The 16191-nt window shown below is 69.3% G+C and carries 18 protein-coding genes; 5 read left to right on the top strand and 13 right to left on the bottom strand.

What is annotated here, in order from left to right:
• The first annotated feature begins 2 nt into the window (after window positions 1-2).
• Window positions 3-1205: a cytochrome P450 gene (locus G6N34_RS09080; RefSeq protein WP_085155588.1), complete on the top strand. Its 1203-nt coding sequence runs from the start codon at window positions 3-5 to the stop codon at window positions 1203-1205.
• A gap of 16 nt (window positions 1206-1221) precedes the next feature.
• A complete protein-coding gene (gene mymT, locus G6N34_RS09075) occupies window positions 1222-1368 on the top strand; it encodes a copper-binding metallothionein MymT (RefSeq protein ID WP_085155589.1) in 147 nt (48 codons plus the stop codon).
• Here the strand turns inward: mymT and G6N34_RS09070 are convergent.
• On the bottom strand, window positions 1321-1701 hold the full coding sequence (locus G6N34_RS09070; RefSeq protein ID WP_234813074.1) for a DUF2784 domain-containing protein: 381 nt from the start codon (window positions 1699-1701) through the stop codon (window positions 1321-1323). The genes mymT and G6N34_RS09070 overlap by 48 nt on opposite strands.
• Window positions 1702-1789: 88 nt before the next feature.
• Here G6N34_RS09070 and G6N34_RS09065 point away from each other — a divergent pair, with 88 nt between their 5' ends.
• Both G6N34_RS09065 and G6N34_RS09060 read left to right on the top strand, forming a co-directional pair.
• On the top strand, window positions 1790-3013 hold the full coding sequence (locus tag G6N34_RS09065) for a serine hydrolase domain-containing protein (RefSeq protein WP_085155590.1): 1224 nt from the start codon (window positions 1790-1792) through the stop codon (window positions 3011-3013).
• Between the two features lie 26 nt (window positions 3014-3039).
• Window positions 3040-3771, top strand: a complete 732-nt coding sequence (locus G6N34_RS09060; protein WP_085155591.1) for a type 1 glutamine amidotransferase — start codon at window positions 3040-3042, stop codon at window positions 3769-3771.
• Here the strand turns inward: G6N34_RS09060 and G6N34_RS09055 are convergent.
• Window positions 3753-5081 carry a TIGR01777 family oxidoreductase gene (locus tag G6N34_RS09055; RefSeq protein WP_085155592.1) on the bottom strand — a complete coding sequence of 443 codons (1329 nt, stop codon included), beginning with the start codon at window positions 5079-5081 and terminating at the stop codon, window positions 3753-3755. The genes G6N34_RS09060 and G6N34_RS09055 overlap by 19 nt on opposite strands.
• 49 nt (window positions 5082-5130) lie before the next feature.
• On the opposite strand from G6N34_RS09055, the gene G6N34_RS09050 reads away from it, so the two are divergent.
• Window positions 5131-5772: a phosphoribosyltransferase gene (locus tag G6N34_RS09050; protein ID WP_085155593.1), complete on the top strand. Its 642-nt coding sequence runs from the start codon at window positions 5131-5133 to the stop codon at window positions 5770-5772.
• Here the strand turns inward: G6N34_RS09050 and G6N34_RS09045 are convergent.
• The 11 genes from G6N34_RS09045 to ftsW all read right to left on the bottom strand — a co-directional run bounded on the left by G6N34_RS09045 (window position 5769) and on the right by ftsW (window position 16180).
• A complete protein-coding gene (locus tag G6N34_RS09045; protein WP_085155594.1) occupies window positions 5769-6095 on the bottom strand; it encodes a phage holin family protein in 327 nt (108 codons plus the stop codon). The two genes, G6N34_RS09050 and G6N34_RS09045, sit on opposite strands and share 4 nt — an antisense overlap.
• Before the next feature lie 22 nt (window positions 6096-6117).
• A complete protein-coding gene (wag31, locus tag G6N34_RS09040; RefSeq protein WP_085155595.1) occupies window positions 6118-6912 on the bottom strand; it encodes a DivIVA-like cell division protein Wag31 in 795 nt (264 codons plus the stop codon).
• 186 nt (window positions 6913-7098) lie between these two features.
• Window positions 7099-7389, bottom strand: a complete 291-nt coding sequence (locus G6N34_RS09035) for a YggT family protein (RefSeq protein WP_085155596.1) — start codon at window positions 7387-7389, stop codon at window positions 7099-7101.
• Window positions 7390-7474: 85 nt separating this feature from the next.
• Window positions 7475-8134: a cell division protein SepF gene (locus tag G6N34_RS09030; protein WP_085155597.1), complete on the bottom strand. Its 660-nt coding sequence runs from the start codon at window positions 8132-8134 to the stop codon at window positions 7475-7477.
• Between the two features lie 52 nt (window positions 8135-8186).
• A complete protein-coding gene (locus tag G6N34_RS09025) occupies window positions 8187-8924 on the bottom strand; it encodes a YggS family pyridoxal phosphate-dependent enzyme (RefSeq protein ID WP_085155598.1) in 738 nt (245 codons plus the stop codon).
• Window positions 8921-9637: a peptidoglycan editing factor PgeF gene (pgeF, locus tag G6N34_RS09020; RefSeq protein ID WP_085155599.1), complete on the bottom strand. Its 717-nt coding sequence runs from the start codon at window positions 9635-9637 to the stop codon at window positions 8921-8923. Before pgeF ends, G6N34_RS09025 begins: the two co-directional genes overlap by 4 nt.
• Window positions 9638-9639: 2 nt before the next feature.
• Window positions 9640-10797 (bottom strand): cell division protein FtsZ, encoded by a 1158-nt coding sequence (gene ftsZ, locus G6N34_RS09015; protein WP_085155601.1) that lies wholly within the window; start codon window positions 10795-10797, stop codon window positions 9640-9642.
• Between the two features lie 181 nt (window positions 10798-10978).
• Window positions 10979-11902: a cell division protein FtsQ/DivIB gene (locus G6N34_RS09010; protein WP_085155603.1), complete on the bottom strand. Its 924-nt coding sequence runs from the start codon at window positions 11900-11902 to the stop codon at window positions 10979-10981.
• Window positions 11896-13353 (bottom strand): UDP-N-acetylmuramate--L-alanine ligase, encoded by a 1458-nt coding sequence (gene murC, locus G6N34_RS09005; RefSeq protein ID WP_085155605.1) that lies wholly within the window; start codon window positions 13351-13353, stop codon window positions 11896-11898. Before murC ends, G6N34_RS09010 begins: the two co-directional genes overlap by 7 nt.
• A complete protein-coding gene (gene murG, locus G6N34_RS09000; protein ID WP_407663219.1) occupies window positions 13350-14543 on the bottom strand; it encodes an undecaprenyldiphospho-muramoylpentapeptide beta-N-acetylglucosaminyltransferase in 1194 nt (397 codons plus the stop codon). Before murG ends, murC begins: the two co-directional genes overlap by 4 nt.
• Entirely contained in the window at window positions 14540-16180 is a 1641-nt protein-coding gene (ftsW, locus tag G6N34_RS08995) for a putative lipid II flippase FtsW (protein ID WP_085155607.1), read from the bottom strand. Before ftsW ends, murG begins: the two co-directional genes overlap by 4 nt.
• Window positions 16181-16191: the final 11 nt, after the last annotated feature.

Below are 16191 nucleotides of genomic sequence, written 5' to 3'. Positions count from 1 at the left end.
TCATGAGCACTGCAGCGATTTCCGATCTGGCCTACGACCACCTCGACGACCCCGAGGCCGCGCACCGGGAGATCCGCACGGCCCGGGAACGCGGTCCGATCGCGATGGGACCGCATGGTTTGGAGGTGCTGAGCCACGACCTGGTGCGCGCGGTGATGCGCGATGACCGGTTCATGGTGCCCAAGGGCTTCGCCCTGGCGCCGCAGGGCGTCACCTCAGGGCCGCTGTGGGACCGCGCGGCCAACAGCCTGCTGTGCCTGGACGGCGCCGAACACCACCGGCTGCGCAGGCTGGTCGCCCAGGCGTTCACCCCGAAGTCGGCGGCCCGGATGCGCGCCGCGTGCATCGACGTCATCTCGGGACTCCTGGACGATCAGCCCGGGGCCTGCGACATGGTCACCGACATCGCCCGCCCGTATCCGGTGCCGATCATCTGCGCCCTGCTCGGGGCACCGCGTCAGGACTGGCAGCGCTTCTCCGCCTGGGCCGAAGACGTGCTGCGCCTGTTCAGCTGGGATGCCGCGGCGAACCAGGACGCCATCCTCACCGCATGGAGCGAGTTGGACGCGCACGTCGACGGAATGATCGCCGACCGCCGGGAGCACCTGACCGACGATCTGCTCTCCGACCTGATCCGCTGCGAGGACGGCGGGGACCGACTGAGTCACGACGAACTGCTGATGTTGGCCGGTGGGCTCCTGATGGCTGGGACCGACACCACCCGGAACCAGTTGGGCGCGGCGATCGAGGACCTGTGCGACCACCCGGACCAGTGGCGCCTGCTGCACGAGAACCCCGAACTGGCACCCCGCGCCGTTGAGGAGTTGATCCGGCACCGCCCGATCGTGTTCTCCACGCTGCGAGTGACGACCGAGGACGTCGAGCTCGCCGGCCACCGGGTCCCGGCGGGCACCACGGTGCTGGCCAACACCGCATCGGCCAACCGCGACCCGGCCGTCCACGACGATCCAGACCACCTCGACATCACGCGCGAGGGCGCCGCGCCGATCCTGACATTCGGCAGCGGAATCCACTACTGCCTGGGTGTTCATCTGGCCAAGCTCGAACTGTCAGAGGCACTGGTCACGATCACCGCGCGGATCCCCGAACCGCGGGTGATCGCGCGTCATCCCTGGAAGCCCCTGAGCGGGATCACGGGACCGACCAGTCTGCCGGTCGAGTTCGCCCACGCCGAGGCCGCGTGAGGGGCACCATCGAAGGATGGGAAACGAACAGGGAACCCTGCTCACGTGTTCGCACGAGGGCTGCGGGTGTCGTGTACGCATCGAGTCCGAATGTCACTGCCCCGACGGCGGCGGTTCATACCGATGTACGTGTGGCGCGGAACTCGTGCCTGTGGACCAGTAGCCAGGACAGCAGCACCACACCGACCACCAGGGCGCGGACCACACCGACCGCGTTCTCGGGATAGAGCACACCCGTGAGGTAGTGGGCGATGAACCCGTCCGGGGGCAGTGGCGCCATGCCCGCATGGGCGCGCGCCCACCGCTCCACCGACGTCAGCGGGCACGGCAGCGCACACACCGTGCTGCCGATCCCCCACGCGACCACCAGGATGTGCAGGGCCAGAGTGCGCCGCCATCGCAGCGCGAGGAAACCGCCGATCACCAGATAACCGATGAACGCGAAATGTACGGCAACCGTGCCGATCACAAGTGCTGTCGCGACGACCTCGATCACCCGATGTTACGCGCGGCCCGGGAGCCCGCACGGCGCGTCGCGTCCACCTGGAACCCCAAACGGAGCGCCGAGGAGGCAAGCTCGCACCATGATCCGAAGAAGTGCCGCCGTGCTCGTCGCCGCGCTATGCCTGACCGGGTGCGTGTCACCCGAGAATCCGCCGACAGTCGCGCCCACCACGCGCACCGCGCAGGCCGACGACATCCGGGCCATCGTGACCAATGTGATGGCCTCCGAACACCTGGAGTCCGCGCTGGTGCGGGTCACGATCGACGGCAAGGAGGTCATCAGCGAGGCGTTCGGTGAGTCCATGACCGGCGTGCCCGCCAGCACGGACATGCACTTCCGCAACGGCGCCGTGGCGATCTCGTATGTGTCCACGCTTCTGCTGATCCTGGCCGAGGAGAACAGGGTCGGCCTCGACGACCCACTGTCCGACTACCTGCCCGACATCGCTCACGCCGACCGCGTCACGCTGCGCCAGTTGGCCCAGATGACTTCGGGCTACCACGATTACGTCCTGGGCAACGACGCCTTCGGCGACGAGCTCTACGAGAATCCCTTCCGGCAGTGGACGCCTGAGGAGCTGCTGCAGTTCGCGGTCACCAAGCCGCTGCAGTACGAACCGGGCACCAACTGGAGCTACGCCCACACCAACTATGTGCTGCTGGGCCTGGCGCTGGAGCGGGCGACAGGTGAGCCCATGCCGAAACTGTTGTCGGAGAAGGTCCTTGATCCGCTGGGGCTGCGGAACACCGCCAACTCCTTCACCCCAGCCATTCCCGAACCCGCCCTGCACGCGTTCACCGCCGAACGGCGGGCCGCCCTGGACATCCCGGCGACGGTGCCGTTTTTGGAGGATTCCACCTACTGGAATCCGTCGTGGACCATCACACACGGCGCGATCCAGACCACGACCATCGAAGACCTCGCGACCTCGTCGGCCGGCATCGGATCGGGCGAACTCCTTTCGGCCGACAGCTACCGAATCTTCGCGTCGAAGGATCTGCGTGGCAGGACTCACAGCGCGCCCGGATGCCCGACCTGCGCCCCGCAGACCGAGCAGTACACGTACGGCCTGGGCATCGTGCTCTCCGGTGACTGGCTGCTGCAGAACCCGATGTTCTTCGGGTATGCCGCAGTAGGGGCCTACCTGCCTCAACGCCGGATCTCGATCGCCACGGCAGCCACCTTCGATGAGCGAGCCTTCGACCCCGAGGGGAACTACTCCAACGCCGCCGACACGCTGTTCCGCAGGATCGGCGCGGCCGTCGCACCCGAGCACGCGCCACCCACCCACCCCACGCGGTGACGGAGGCGCCAGTAAAGTTCTCCCCCGTGGCACGTCGTCTTCTCTTCATCTACAACGACCCGTCGGCTCCCGAGGCCCTGCTCGGCGAGGTGTTCACCGAGCAGGGGTTCGACATCGACATCCTCAACGTGGTCCCTGCGGACCGGTTGGATGATCCGGCGGTCGACGTCGTGTTCCCCGACCCGACCGACTACGACGTCGTGGTGCCACTCGGTTCACGCTGGTCGGTGCACGACGAGGCGCTGCTGTCGACGTGGGTGGGTGCCGAGATGCAGTTCCTTCGCGACGCGCAGGCCGCCGGGGTCGGGGTGCTCGGCGTGTGCTTCGGCGGGCAGTTGATCGCGCAGGCGTTGGGCGGATCGGTGTCCCGCTCCCCCTCCCCGGAAGTCGGCTGGTACGAAGTATCCAGCACCACACCGGATTTCATCTCCAGCGGACCGTGGTTCGAGTGGCACTTCGACCGGTGGACAGTGCCCCCGGGCGCGGTCGAGGTGGCCCGCAGCAGCGCGGCCTCTCAGGCGTTCACCATGGGCCGCACCCTGGCCCTGCAGTTCCATCCCGAACTCAACGCCGCGCTGCTCGAACTGTGGATCGAAGAGGACCGCGACAACGAGGTCGAACGCGCGGGCGCTGACGTGGAGAAGCTCCGCGCGGACACCGCGGCACAGCGCGACGCGACGGCGGATCGGGTGCGCACGCTGGTTTCCGGATTCCTGGACCGGGTCGGGCAACCGGTCGCTCACGCCCGACCGAGTTGATGCGCGAGCGCCGCGGCGATCGTGGGGTGCCGGAACCGGTGCCCGAGGTTCGACAGCGCGGTGGGCTGCACCCGTTGTGAGGCCTCGGCCAACTCCGTGACGCCCTCGGCGCCCAGAAGTGTCCGCGGGCCGAACGACGGCACCGGCAGGACGGCCGGCCGATGCAGCGTGCGGGCCAGCGCGGCGGTGTAGTCGGAGTTGCGGACCGGTTGCGGCGCAACGGCATTCACCGGACCACTGAGCCGGTCGTCGAACAGCGCACGGTAGTGGATGTCGGTCAGGTCGTCGATGCCGATCCACGACAACCACTGCTCGCCGTCGCCGAGGCGTCCCCCCAGACCCGCACTGAACAACGGGCGCAGCAGACGCAGGGTGCCGCCCCGCGCGGCCTGCACGATCCCGGTGCGCACGCGCACCACCCGCACCCCTGCGTCGGCGGCCGGACCCGTCGCGGCCTCCCAGTCCCGCACCACCTCGGCCAGGAATCCCGAACCCGCGGCGCTGTCCTCCGTCAGGACCTCGTCACCGCGGTCGGCCCCGTAGAACCCGACGGCCGAGGCGCTCACGAACACCGAGGGCCCATCCGACGCGCGGGCCGCGACCTCGGCCAACCGACGTGTGGGGCCGATCCGGCTGTCGCGGATCGCGGCCTTGTGTGCTTCGGTGAACCGCCCCGCGATCGAGGCGCCGGCAAGGTGCACGAGGCCGTCGACGCCGTCGAGCAGGTCGGGGCTGGGATCGTCGGGATCCCAGATGCGTTCGTCGGCGCCGGGTTCGCCGCCGCGGATCAGTCGCACGACACGGTGTCCGCCCGTGCTGAGCAGGGCACATAGGGCGGTCCCGACCAGCCCCGAGGATCCGGTCACGGCGATCGTCAGCGGACGTTCGAGTCGCTGCGCGGCGTCGCGGTGGATCGCGAGGTCGTCGGCGAGTTGGCGATGCCGATAGGTGAACATCGGCCGCAGCAGTGCGGCCGGCACGGGTGCGGTGACCCGGTCCCGCATCAGCGTGGTGTCGCCGTCGTGCTCGAGGAACTCGTGCACGTGCCGCCAGGGTTGCAGGGCGCCGAACGCCCATGTGTCGACGAACTGCTGCGGCGGGCGGAATCCGGTCGGGTCGTGCCGGGCCACCCAGCGCAGGCCACCCGGCAGACCGAGCACTGCGTGGCCGTCGGCCAGCGACGGCGCCTCCCGCACCGGGGTGAGCGGCTGCCACGGTGGAAGCAACCGCTGCAGCGCTCCGGGCCGGGTGTGCCACGCGTACACCGTGGGACGGGGATGGCCGAGCACACTCGAAAATTCGATACTCACGCGGCGCGGGTACCCGTTTGGCCAGACTGGGACGCACAGGAGTACACCGATGCATCGCTACCGCAACCGCGCCGCGGCGGGTCGTGCGCTGTCGGCGGTCGTGGCCGACGACAGCACAGCTAGGGACGAAGACCCGTCGCAGATCGTCGTGCTCGGCTTGGCCCGCGGCGGGGTCCCGGTGGCCGCCGAGGTGGCCCGTCGGCTCGGGGCGGTCCTCGACGTCGCCGTCGTGCGCAAGCTTGGTGTGCCCGGCCACGAGGAGTTGGCGCTCGGCGCGATCACTCGTGAGCGGATCGTGCTCAACGACAAGCTCATCCGCTCATTGGGGGTGTCGCAGAAGGACATCGACGACGTGGTGGCCCGCGAGCGTCGCGAGCTCATCCGCCGCGAGTCGGCCTACCGGGGTGGTCGAGATCCCCATCCCCTCACCGATCGCACCGTGATCCTGGTCGACGACGGCATCGCGACCGGCGCGAGCATGCGGGCGGTCGCACTGGACGCGCGAGCACAGGGCGCCCGCCGCGTCGTGATCGCGGTGCCGACAGCGCCGGATTCGGCGGCCGACGCCTTCGCCGACGTCGCCGACGAGTTCCTCTGCCCGCACACGCCACGACCGTTCACCGCGGTCGGGATGTCCTACGACGACTTCGATCAGACCGGCGACGACGAGGTGCGCGCGCTGCTTGCCTAGGGCTGGTTTCCCCTGGGCTCTTCGGCAGTGTCGAGGTCCGACGGCGCCGCGGCCGAGGACTCCTCGGGGTAATCGGCGTCGAAGTTCTGGTAGGTCGCCTCGGTCGAGTCGTCCTGTGGCAGAACCGAATCCTCGCCGTCCTCGGACACGTCGGCGGCCACGCCGACACGCTGGCGTTCGCGGATGGCGTCCACGATGAGCAGGATCACGCCCACCACGCTGGCCGCGATACACACCCACGCCACAATCTCATTGCTCGTCACCACTGCTGTGACGAGGGCGATCAGGCCGATGACGGCCAGCACCAGGGCAACGATCAGCATCGCAACGCCTCCCCGGCGCTAGTTAGTTGGTTCCGCGATTGAACTGGTTGAACCCGCCGTCGCCGGCGCTCGAGTCGACCGGAGCCGCAGACCCGCGCTGACCGAGCTCCTCCAGCTGCGATTCCAGGTAGGTCTTGAGCCGGGTGCGGTACTCGCGCTCGAAGGTGCGCAGCTGCTCGAGCCGGCCCTCCAGCACCGTGCGCTGCTGGTTGATGGTGCCCATGATCTCGGAGTGCTTGCGCTCGGCGTCGGCCTGCAGGGCGTCCGCCTTCTCCTGCGCCTGACGCAGCTGGGTCTCCGAGCGCGTCTGCGCATCGGCGAGCAGCGCGTCTGCGCGCGCCTTGGCCTCCGACACGGTGGTCTCAGCGGTGCGCTTGGCCTCGCTGACCATGGCCTCGGCGTTGGTGCGGGCGTCGTAGAGCAGCTTGTCGGCCTCGGCCTTGGCCGTGCCGGTCAAGCGGTCCGCGGTGTCCTGCGCCAGGGCCAGCACCTTGGCGGCCTTGATGTGGGCTTCCTCGCTGGGCGGCGCCGCCGGGGCCGGAGCCTCGTAGACGGGCTGCGGCGCGGGCTCGGGCTCAGGCTCGTACAGCGGGATGGCCTGCGCGGACTGCACGCCGCCGCCCGCCCGCGCGCTGGCCAGTTCCTGATCGAGCTCGCTGACCCGCTGGCGCAGGTCGGCGTTCTCTTCGATGAGGCGCGTGAGCTCGTTCTCGACCAAGTCGAGGAAGGCGTCGACTTCGTCCTCGTTGTATCCGCGTTTGCCAATCGGCGGCTTGCTGAACGCGACGTTGTGGACGTCGGCTGGTGTAAGCGGCATTCTCTGCCCCCTCGAGGTCTGTTCGGTCGAACCGGTCTGACAAGTTTAGATCGGACCACCAAGTTGGTAGCCGGACTGTAACTGGCGTCCATCCTGTCACACCAGAACCGCCGGTAGCCCTGGGGGGCGATAATTAAGAACGAATTTCAATCTCAGGCGAGCGATTTGCCAGCCCACCCGAGCGACCTATATAGAGGCCGCAAACGCCAGACGCATGCCGATGAACGTCAGCAGCAGCAGCACCATGATGGACAGGTCCAACCGGACCGCACCGATGGTCAACTGGGGAATGAGCCGCCGCAGAAGCTTCACCGGCGGATCGGTGACAGTCATGATGGCTTCCAGGATCACGACGGTCAGGCCGCGCGGATGCCAGTCCCGGCTGAATGACCGGATGAACTCCACGACGACCCGGGCGATGAGCAGCACCCAGAACAAAAACAGCGCGAAACCCAGGATTTCGAAGAAGATCTTCAACCTTGAGCGACCTTACTGACGAGGTTGTGACGACGCCGATACGAGTGATCGGCCCTCGTCAGCCTACCGGTGGTGAACGGCGGGCTTACTGGTAGGCGTAGAACCCGGCCTCGGCCATCCGGCGACGCTCCTCGGGAGTGACCTCGACGTCCGCCGGGGACAGCAGGAACACCTTGGTGGCCACCTTGTCGAAGGACCCGCGAAGGGCGAACGCCAGACCGGCGGCGAAGTCGACGAGCCGCTTGGCGTCCGCGTTGTCCATCGACACCAGGTCCATGATCACGGGCGTGCCGTCACGGAAGCGCTCACCGATGGTGCGGGCCTCGCTGTAGTCCTTGGGGCGCAGCGTCGTGATCTTCGACAGCGGGCTGCCCTCGTCGAACAGCATCTGCATGCGCCGCGGATCCATCGCCAGCGCGCCGCGGGTCGAACCCCGCAGGGCACCCAGGCGCGGCGCCGCGGCTGCCGGGCGGTCGAACTCGCGCGGACGGAAGCGGGTGTCGCGGGGATCCTCGGCGTAGCCGCCACGGTAGGCGCCGGCGTACTCGGGCTCCTCCTCGTACTCGCGCTCCGGGTAGCGGCCGCCACGCTCGTAGCCGCCGTCGAATCCGGCGCCCTCAAAACGCTCGCGGCGCGGGTATCCGCCGCGCGCGGCGCCACGGTCGTCGTCGTCGTAATACTCGTCGTCGTAGTCCTCCAACGGTGCCATCCCGAAGTAGGCCTTGACCTTGTGCAGTGCGCTCATCGCGTGACCCTCTCGATGGTGCTTGTGATGAAGATGTGACTGGAGTGACTACTCACGGTGACGTTAGCGGTCGAGGGCCCATAAGCGCGGTTCCGACACGCACACAGGTGGATCCATGTTTGACCGCCGCCTCGAGGTCACCCGTCATCCCCGCGGACAGACCGAGGCACTGCTGATAATCGGCCTGTACCCGGTCCCGTTCAGCCGCTAACGCGGCGAACGCGCGGTCCGCGTCGGCGCCGACGGGCGGGATGGCCATCAGCCCAACGAATTCGAGTCCCTGCGCGGCATCCACCTGCGCGCACAAGGCGTCGACCGCGGCCGGATCGTTGATGTCGACGCCACCCCTGCTGACGTCGCCGTCGAGGCTGATCTGGATGTAGACGCCGACGGGTGACTGCCGCCGACCCTCGGCGCGCGCGTCCACCGATCCCCGGTCGAGCGCGGCCGCCACCTTCACGCTGCTCACTGAATGCACGGCGGTGGCCCACCCGGCGATCGAACGTGCCTTGTTGCGCTGGATCTGGCCGATCATGTGCCAGCTCACGTCATCCGGAAAATCCGGACTCTGGGCCAGGGACGCGATCTTGTCGCGCGCCTCCTGATCGCGCGACTCCCCAAACGAGCGGCAGCCGAGGTCGACCAGAATCTGCACGTCCGAGGCGGGGAAGAACTTGGTGACGGGCAGCAGTTCGATCTCCTCGGCGCTGCGCCCGGCCGCCGCCGCGGCATCCGCCAGGCGGGTGCGCAGGCCAGCCCACGCACGGGCCAGGTCGTCGTGGCGGCTCATCGCTGGGGCTCCAGCCAGATCAGTGAGGCCAGGCGTCCCGTCGGCGCGCCGCGGCGATGACTGAACAGGGCCGCGTCGTCGACCGTGCAGCGCGGATCGATGTCGATCGCGCGGACACCGAATTCCTTGAGCTGGCGCGCGATTCCGGCCCGCAGGTCCAGACCCGGGGTGCCCTTCGCGGTCACGGTGACACTGCCCGGCAGCGCGACCTCGACGTCGGCGGCCATCTCGCGGGGCACCTCATAGTTGCGCCCGCTCACGGCCGGACCGAGCAGCACCGAGATGTCGGCCGCCCGGGCGCCGAGCTCAAGCATGGCCTCGAGCGTGCGCAGCACGATCCCATTCTGCGCGCCCACCCGACCCGCGTGCGCGGCCCCGACAACGCCGGCGCGGGCGTCGGCCATCAGCACCGGAACGCAGTCGGCGGTCACGACCGCCAGCGCCAACCGGGGCTGGGCGGTGACCAGGGCGTCGGTCTTGTCGAACGCCTTGCTGCGCGGACCGTCGACGACCTCGACGTGTGCGCTGTGCACCTGGTTCATCCAGACGACGCGGTCGGCACCGAGGCCGGTGGCCTCGGCGAGCCGACGCCGGTTGGCCGCGACGGCCTTGGGGTCATCACCGACGTGATCACCCAGGTTGAAGGTGTCGTACGGCGGCGCGGAGACGCCGCCAGCGCGCGTGGTGGTGACGCGCCGGACCCGGTAGGTCACCGTCAGTGGCGCATGAAGGGCGGCACGTCGACGTCATCGTCAGCGATGCCGTCGTCGTCGCCACCGCCGACGCGCACCGTGGCCCCGTTGGTGTGGGCGGGCACGGAAGCCGGATCGGCCGGTTCGAACAGTGAGGTGGTGACGGTGCCAGCACGGCCCGGCGCAACGGCTTGACCGGTTCCGGAGGCGGCCACCACGGGCTTGCGACCGGCGGAGCCGGCCTCGAAGCCCGCCGCGATCACCGTGACACGGACCTCGTCGCCGAGCGAATCGTCGATCACGGTGCCGAAGATGATGTTGGCCTCGGGGTGCGCCGCGTCCTGCACCAGCGAGGCGGCCTCGTTGATCTCGAACAGGCCCAGGTCACTGCCACCCGCGACCGACAGCAGCACGCCCTGCGCACCGTCCATCGACGCTTCGAGCAGCGGCGAGTTGATCGCGATCTCGGCGGCCTTGAGCGCGCGACCGTCGCCTCGGGCGGCGCCGATGCCCATCAGGGCCGTACCCGCTCCGCTCATGACGCCCTTGACGTCCGCGAAGTCGACGTTGATCAGGCCGGGGGTGGTGATCAGGTCGGTGATGCCCTGCACGCCGTTGAGCAGCACCTCGTCGGCGCTGCGGAACGCGTCCATGAGCGACACCGCGGCGTCACCCATCTGCAGAAGTCGGTCGTTGGGGATCACGATCAGCGTGTCGCAGCTTTCGCGCAGCGAGGTGATACCGGCCTCGGCCTGGTTCGACCGACGCTTGCCCTCGAACGAGAACGGCCGGGTGACCACGCCGACGGTCAGCGCACCGAGCTTGCGCGCGATGGTGGCCACGACGGGAGCGCCACCGGTTCCGGTGCCGCCGCCCTCACCTGCGGTGACGAACACCATGTCGGCGCCGCGCAGGAGTTCTTCGATCTCGTCCTTGGCGTCGTCGGCCGCCTTGCGGCCCACCTCGGGATCGGCGCCGGCGCCGAGGCCGCGCGTCGAGTCACGCCCGACATCGAGTTTGACGTCGGCATCGCTCATCAACAGCGCCTGGGCGTCGGTGTTGATGGCGATGAACTCAACGCCCTTGAGGCCCTGTTCGATCATTCGGTTGACGGCATTGACGCCGCCGCCGCCGATGCCGACCACCTTGATGACGGCCAGGTAGTTGTGCGGGGGGGTCATGGGGTCGCCTTCCTCCCAAGATCGGTTGTCTGTCGTACACCGAACTCCTGACCGGCAAACCCTCAACCTCAACCATAGGCTTAGAGTTATGTCAAGTAGTTCTGTGTAACACAGACGGTATGGCCGCTACCGCGTTCAGACGTGCAGGCGCGCCGAAACCCGCGGGCAATTTTGCGCGGATTCACTTCACAGTCGGCAGGTCCGGGCTGGAGACGTCATAGACCCGCCCGGGTTGGGTCAGCAGCGCCGCGAGTTTCTCGGCCTTCTCCGCGGTGCGTTCGTTGGTGCCCCACACCACTTCCCTGCCGTCGGACAGCGTCAGCGTGATCGAGGCCACCGACGGTGCGGCGACGCGGCCGACCTGACCCGCGACGTCGGGTGCCAGCGTGGTCAACACCGCCAGGGCCGCCTCGGTCGTCGGGTCGTTGGGGCCCGGCGCCTCGACGTCGAGGTACGGCAGCGAGGGCGGCGGCGGCGCGGTCGCGAAGTCCACGCCGTCGCGGTCGAACAGATGCGGTCCGTCGGGATAGTCCTTGACCGCCACCGGAACCCGTTCCACGATCGTGATCCGCAGCGTCGAGGGGTACTCGCGCTGCACGCGCGCACTCGCGACCCGGCGGATGGTCGCGACTCGGTCGGCCACGTCACTGGTGTTGATCTGCAGGAGCGGTGTGCCGATCCGCACCTGCGCGGCACCGAGCACCTCCTCGGCCGTCACCTCGCCGGTCCCCATCACCACGACATCTCGCGCCGACATCAGCGGCGTGAAGTACACGATCAGTCCCAGGGCCACCGCCAGCACCGCGACGAGCACACCCATCGCGACCGCCCGCAGCCCCCGGACCGACCCGCGCGCAACGGGTTTGGCCGAAGCCAGGGCATCGGAGCGGGCCTTGCGCTTGGCCTCGCGACGAGCCTCTTCGATCGCGATGGCCCGCTGCTGGGCGGCCCGGCGCTCCTCGCGTTCGCGCCGCGCGCGCCGCCGCGGCCCCTCGAAATCCTCCGGCTCCTCCGCGGGCGCGTCGGTCTGAGGCGCTCCAGCGTGCGGCGGTTCGGGTTCTGCGTCGGCCGCCTGCGGGGCGGGATCGTCCGACTCGGTCACCAGTCGACTCCGGGTCGCCCCGGCGCACTGCGGTTGGCCTGCACCTGAACTGCCGTCACGATCTCGGGGCCCAGCATCGTCACGTCGCCGGCGCCCATCGTGACCACGACGTCACCGGGACGCGCGATCTCGGCCACGGTCTGGGCCACCGACGAGAAGTCCGGCAGGTAGCGCACCGGCACCGAGACCTTCTCCGCGATGGTCGCGCCACTGATCCCCGCGAGCGGCTGCTCGCGCGCGGCATAGACGTCGAGCACGAACACCCGGTCCGCGGCGCTCAGCGCGTCCGCAAAGTCGGCGGCGAAAGTCTTTGTGCGCGAATACAGATGCGGCTGGAACACCGCGAGCGTGCGGCCGCCGCCGCTCTGCTCGGCCACGGTGCGCAGCGCCGAGAGCACCGCGCGGACCTCGGTCGGGTGATGTGCGTAATCGTCGAAGATCCGCACACCGTTGGCCACCCCGACCAACTCGAAACGGCGTCGCACTCCCTCGAACCCGCTCAGCCCGTCCAACACCATGTCCACCGGCGCCCCGGCCTCGACGGCGGCCAGCAGGGCGGCCAGTGCGTTGAGCGCCATGTGCCTGCCCGGCACCGACAACCGCATCGCACGCGGATGGGGTTCGCCGGCCAGCGCGACCTCGGCCACCGCGCCGGTGCCCTGTTGCTGCCAGGACAGCAGCGTGCCCGCCAGCGGTCGCTCCCCCGCCGTTCCGTAGGCGAGAACCCGCATGCCCTGCGCGGTCGCGCGGTCGGCCAGCGCGGCCGCACCCGGATCGTCGGCACACACCACCAGGGCACCGCCTGGCGCCAACCGGTCGACGAACTTGTCGAAGACCTCGCTGTAGGCCTCGGCGCTGCCGAAGAAGTCGAGGTGATCGGCCTCAATGTTGGTCACCACCGCCACATTCGGCGTGTACTCCAGCAGGGACCCGTCGCTCTCGTCGGCTTCGGCGACAAAGCATCCGCCGCTGCCGTGGTGCGCATTGGTGCCCGCCTCGCCGAGGTCCCCGCCCACCGCGAAGGACGGGTCCATGCCCGCATGCTGCAGCGCCACGATCAACATCGAGGTGGTCGTGGTCTTGCCGTGCGTCCCGGTGACCAACAACGTCGTGTGCCCGGCCATCAGCTTGGCCAGCACCGCGGGCCGCAGCACCACAGGGATGGCCCGGCGGCGCGCCTCGACGAGTTCGGGATTGGTCTTGGGGATCGCGGCGTGGGTCGTGATGACCGCGGTCGGGCCACCCGGCAGCAGATCCAACGCGGCAGCGTCATGTCCGATGTTGATCAGTGCGCCGCGGGCCCGCAACGCCACCACGCCGCGTGACTCCTTGGCGTCCGAACCGCTCACGAGTGCACCGCGGTCCAGCAGGATCCGGGCGATGCCGGACATGCCCGCCCCACCGATGCCGACCATGTGCACGCGCCGCAGTTCCTCGGGAAGGGGTGCGCTCATCGTCGTCCCCCGGTCCGGGCCGCGCGCGCGACCTCCATCGCGACGGCGGCCACCTTCTGCGCCGCGTCGCGGTGACCGACCTGCGCGGTCGCGGTGCCCATTGCCGCGAGCCGGGCGTCATCACGCAGCAGGCCTGCAACCACGTCGGCCACGAACTGGGGCGACAGATCGGCGTCGTCGACCAGGAGGCCGCCACCGGCCTCGACGACCGGGAGTGCGTTGAGGCGCTGCTCACCGTTGCCGATCGGCAACGGCACATACACCGCGGGAAGCCCGACGGCCGACACCTCGGCCACCGTCATGGCACCCGAACGGCAGATCGCGAGGTCCGCGGCCGCGTACGCCAGGTCCATCCGGTCCAGATAGGGCACCGCGACGTACGGCGGATCACCCGGCGCGGGTGTGCGCAGATCCAGGGTGTTCTTGGGGCCGTGCGCGTGCAGCACCGCGATCCCCTCGGCGGCCAGTGCGTCGGCCGCCCCCGACACCGCGCGGTTGATCGAGGCCGCGCCCTGCGAACCGCCGAACACCAACAGCACCCGGGCGTCCTCGGCGAAGCCGAAATGCGCACGGGCCTGCGCACGCAGGGCCGCACGATCGAGTCCGGTGATCGTCGAACGCACCGGGATGCCGACGACCTCGGCGTTCTTCAGACCGGAATCGGGCACCGCGGCGAGCACCCGGGCCGCCGACCGGGCGCCGACCTTGTTGGCGATGCCCGCGCTGGCGTTGGCCTCATGGATCACCACCGGCACGCGGTGACGTCCCGTCAGCCCACCGCGCGCGGCCAGGTAGGCCGGCAGCGCGACGTAACCGCCGAACCCGATCACGACGTCGGCGTGCACGTCGTCGAACACATCGCGGACCTCGCGCACCGCGGTGCGCACGCGCGCGGGCAGGCGCAGCAGATCCGCACTCGGCTTCCGCGGCAGCGGAACCGGCGTGATGAGTTCGAGGTGGTACCCGCGCTCGGGCACCAGTCGGGTCTCCAGACCACGTGCGGTGCCCAGCGCGGTGATCCGCACACGCGGATCGAGAGCTGTCAGAGCGTCGGCGACGGCCATCGCGGGCTCGACATGCCCGGCCGTCCCGCCCCCTGCGAGGACCACGGAGAACACGTCGTCATGGCGCTGGCGTCCCGAGTCGCTGTGCTCCTGCCCGCCGGCGGGCACCTGGACCGAGTCGTTCACCCGTAACGCTGACCTTCCACTGCTCTGGCGCCGCGTGACCGGGAGTTTCTCCCGCTGGCAGCAGCCGGTTGTCTACGACCTCGCGGGGCATCCTGGCCCCGCTGGCCGTCTCCATGATGCCCTGACCGCCGCGCACGACCATCATCAGCATGGGACTTGGCGGTTCGCCGCGGGGCGGGCCGGGCGGCCTTGACCGGTTTGGCGGACTTCGCCATGGCCGGTTTGGCGGACTTCGCCATGGCCGGTTTGGCGGACTTCGCCTTGGCCGGTTTGGCGGACTTCGCCTTGGGCTTCGTGCGCATCCGATCACGCAGCATTTCGACACGCGAGGGCACATACGGTTCCGGCAACGGGAGGCGCAGCAGTCGGTTCATCCGGTCGTCGGCGCCTGCACGCAACGCCGCCACCGCGTCCGGTTCATGCCGGGCCGCATTCGCCATCACGCCGATCATGAAAAGTGTGGTGGCCGTCGACGTTCCACCCGCCGAGATGAGCGGCAGCTGCAGTCCGGTCACGGGCAGCAGACCCACGACGTAGCCGACATTGATGAAGACCTGGCCCAAAATCCACATCGTGGTGGTCGCGGTGAGCAGGCGCAGGAAGGGGTCGGCCGAGCGTCGCGCGATACGCATGCCGGTGTAGGTGAACAGCGCGAACAGGCACAGCAGGCCGACCGCGCCGATGAAGCCGAGTTCCTCGCCGATGATCGCGAAGATGAAGTCGTTGTGGGCGTTGGGCAGATAGTTGTACTTCGCGGTGCCCTGGCCCAGGCCGTCGCCGAAGATTCCGCCGTTGGCGAGCGCGAACTTGGCCTGACGGGCCTGATACCCCGAGCCCTGCGCGTCCGCGGACGGATCCAGCCAGGACTGCACGCGTGCCGACCGGTAGCCCTCGGACACGGCGAGAATGGCGCCGGCCACGAAGATGCCGAGCACCGAGGTCAGAAACACCTTCAGCGGCAGACCCGCGTACCACAGCAGCGCCAGCAGGATGATGCCCAGCGACACCGTCTGCCCCAGGTCGGGCTGCAGCACGATCAGCAGGAGAGCGACGAGAGCCGCGGGTACCAGCGGGACGAGCATCTCGCGCAGGGATGCGCGTTCCATGCGGCGGGCCGCCAGCAGCTGGGCACCCCAGATCGCGAACGCGATCTTGGCCAGTTCCGAGGGCTGCATGGAGAATCCCGCGACGACGAACCAACCCCGGGAACCGTTGGCGATGGTGCCGATGCCGGGGATGAGCACCAGCACCAACAGCACGATGGTCAGCGCGAAGCCTGGGAACGCGAGCCGGCGCATCATCGAGACCGGGGTGCGCAGCGCGATGTAGAACGCCACGAGGCCGATCACGGTCCACAGCACCTGCTTGGCGAAGATCGTCCACGGCGAGCCGTCCTCGTCGTAGGAGTGCACGCCCGAGGCCGACAGCACCATGATGAGTCCGAGCGTCACCAGCAGAGCGGCGATCGCGACGATCAGATGGAACGACGTCATCGGCTTGCCCAGCCATGTGCCGAACCGGGTGCGCGGCGCGCCCGCGCCCGCGGCCTTCGCCGGAGCGGCCTGCGGGGCCGCCTTCGGTTCGGCTCCGCCCGGGCGGACCCGGGCCCACCAGCGGCTCACGATGTCAACCCCCATCGCCCCGGGCT

Source organism: Mycolicibacterium confluentis, assembly GCF_010729895.1.
GTDB lineage: Bacteria > Actinomycetota > Actinomycetes > Mycobacteriales > Mycobacteriaceae > Mycobacterium > Mycobacterium confluentis.
The sequence above is the reverse complement of the archived record's forward strand: the minus strand, read 5'-3'. Positions and strand labels throughout refer to the sequence as shown.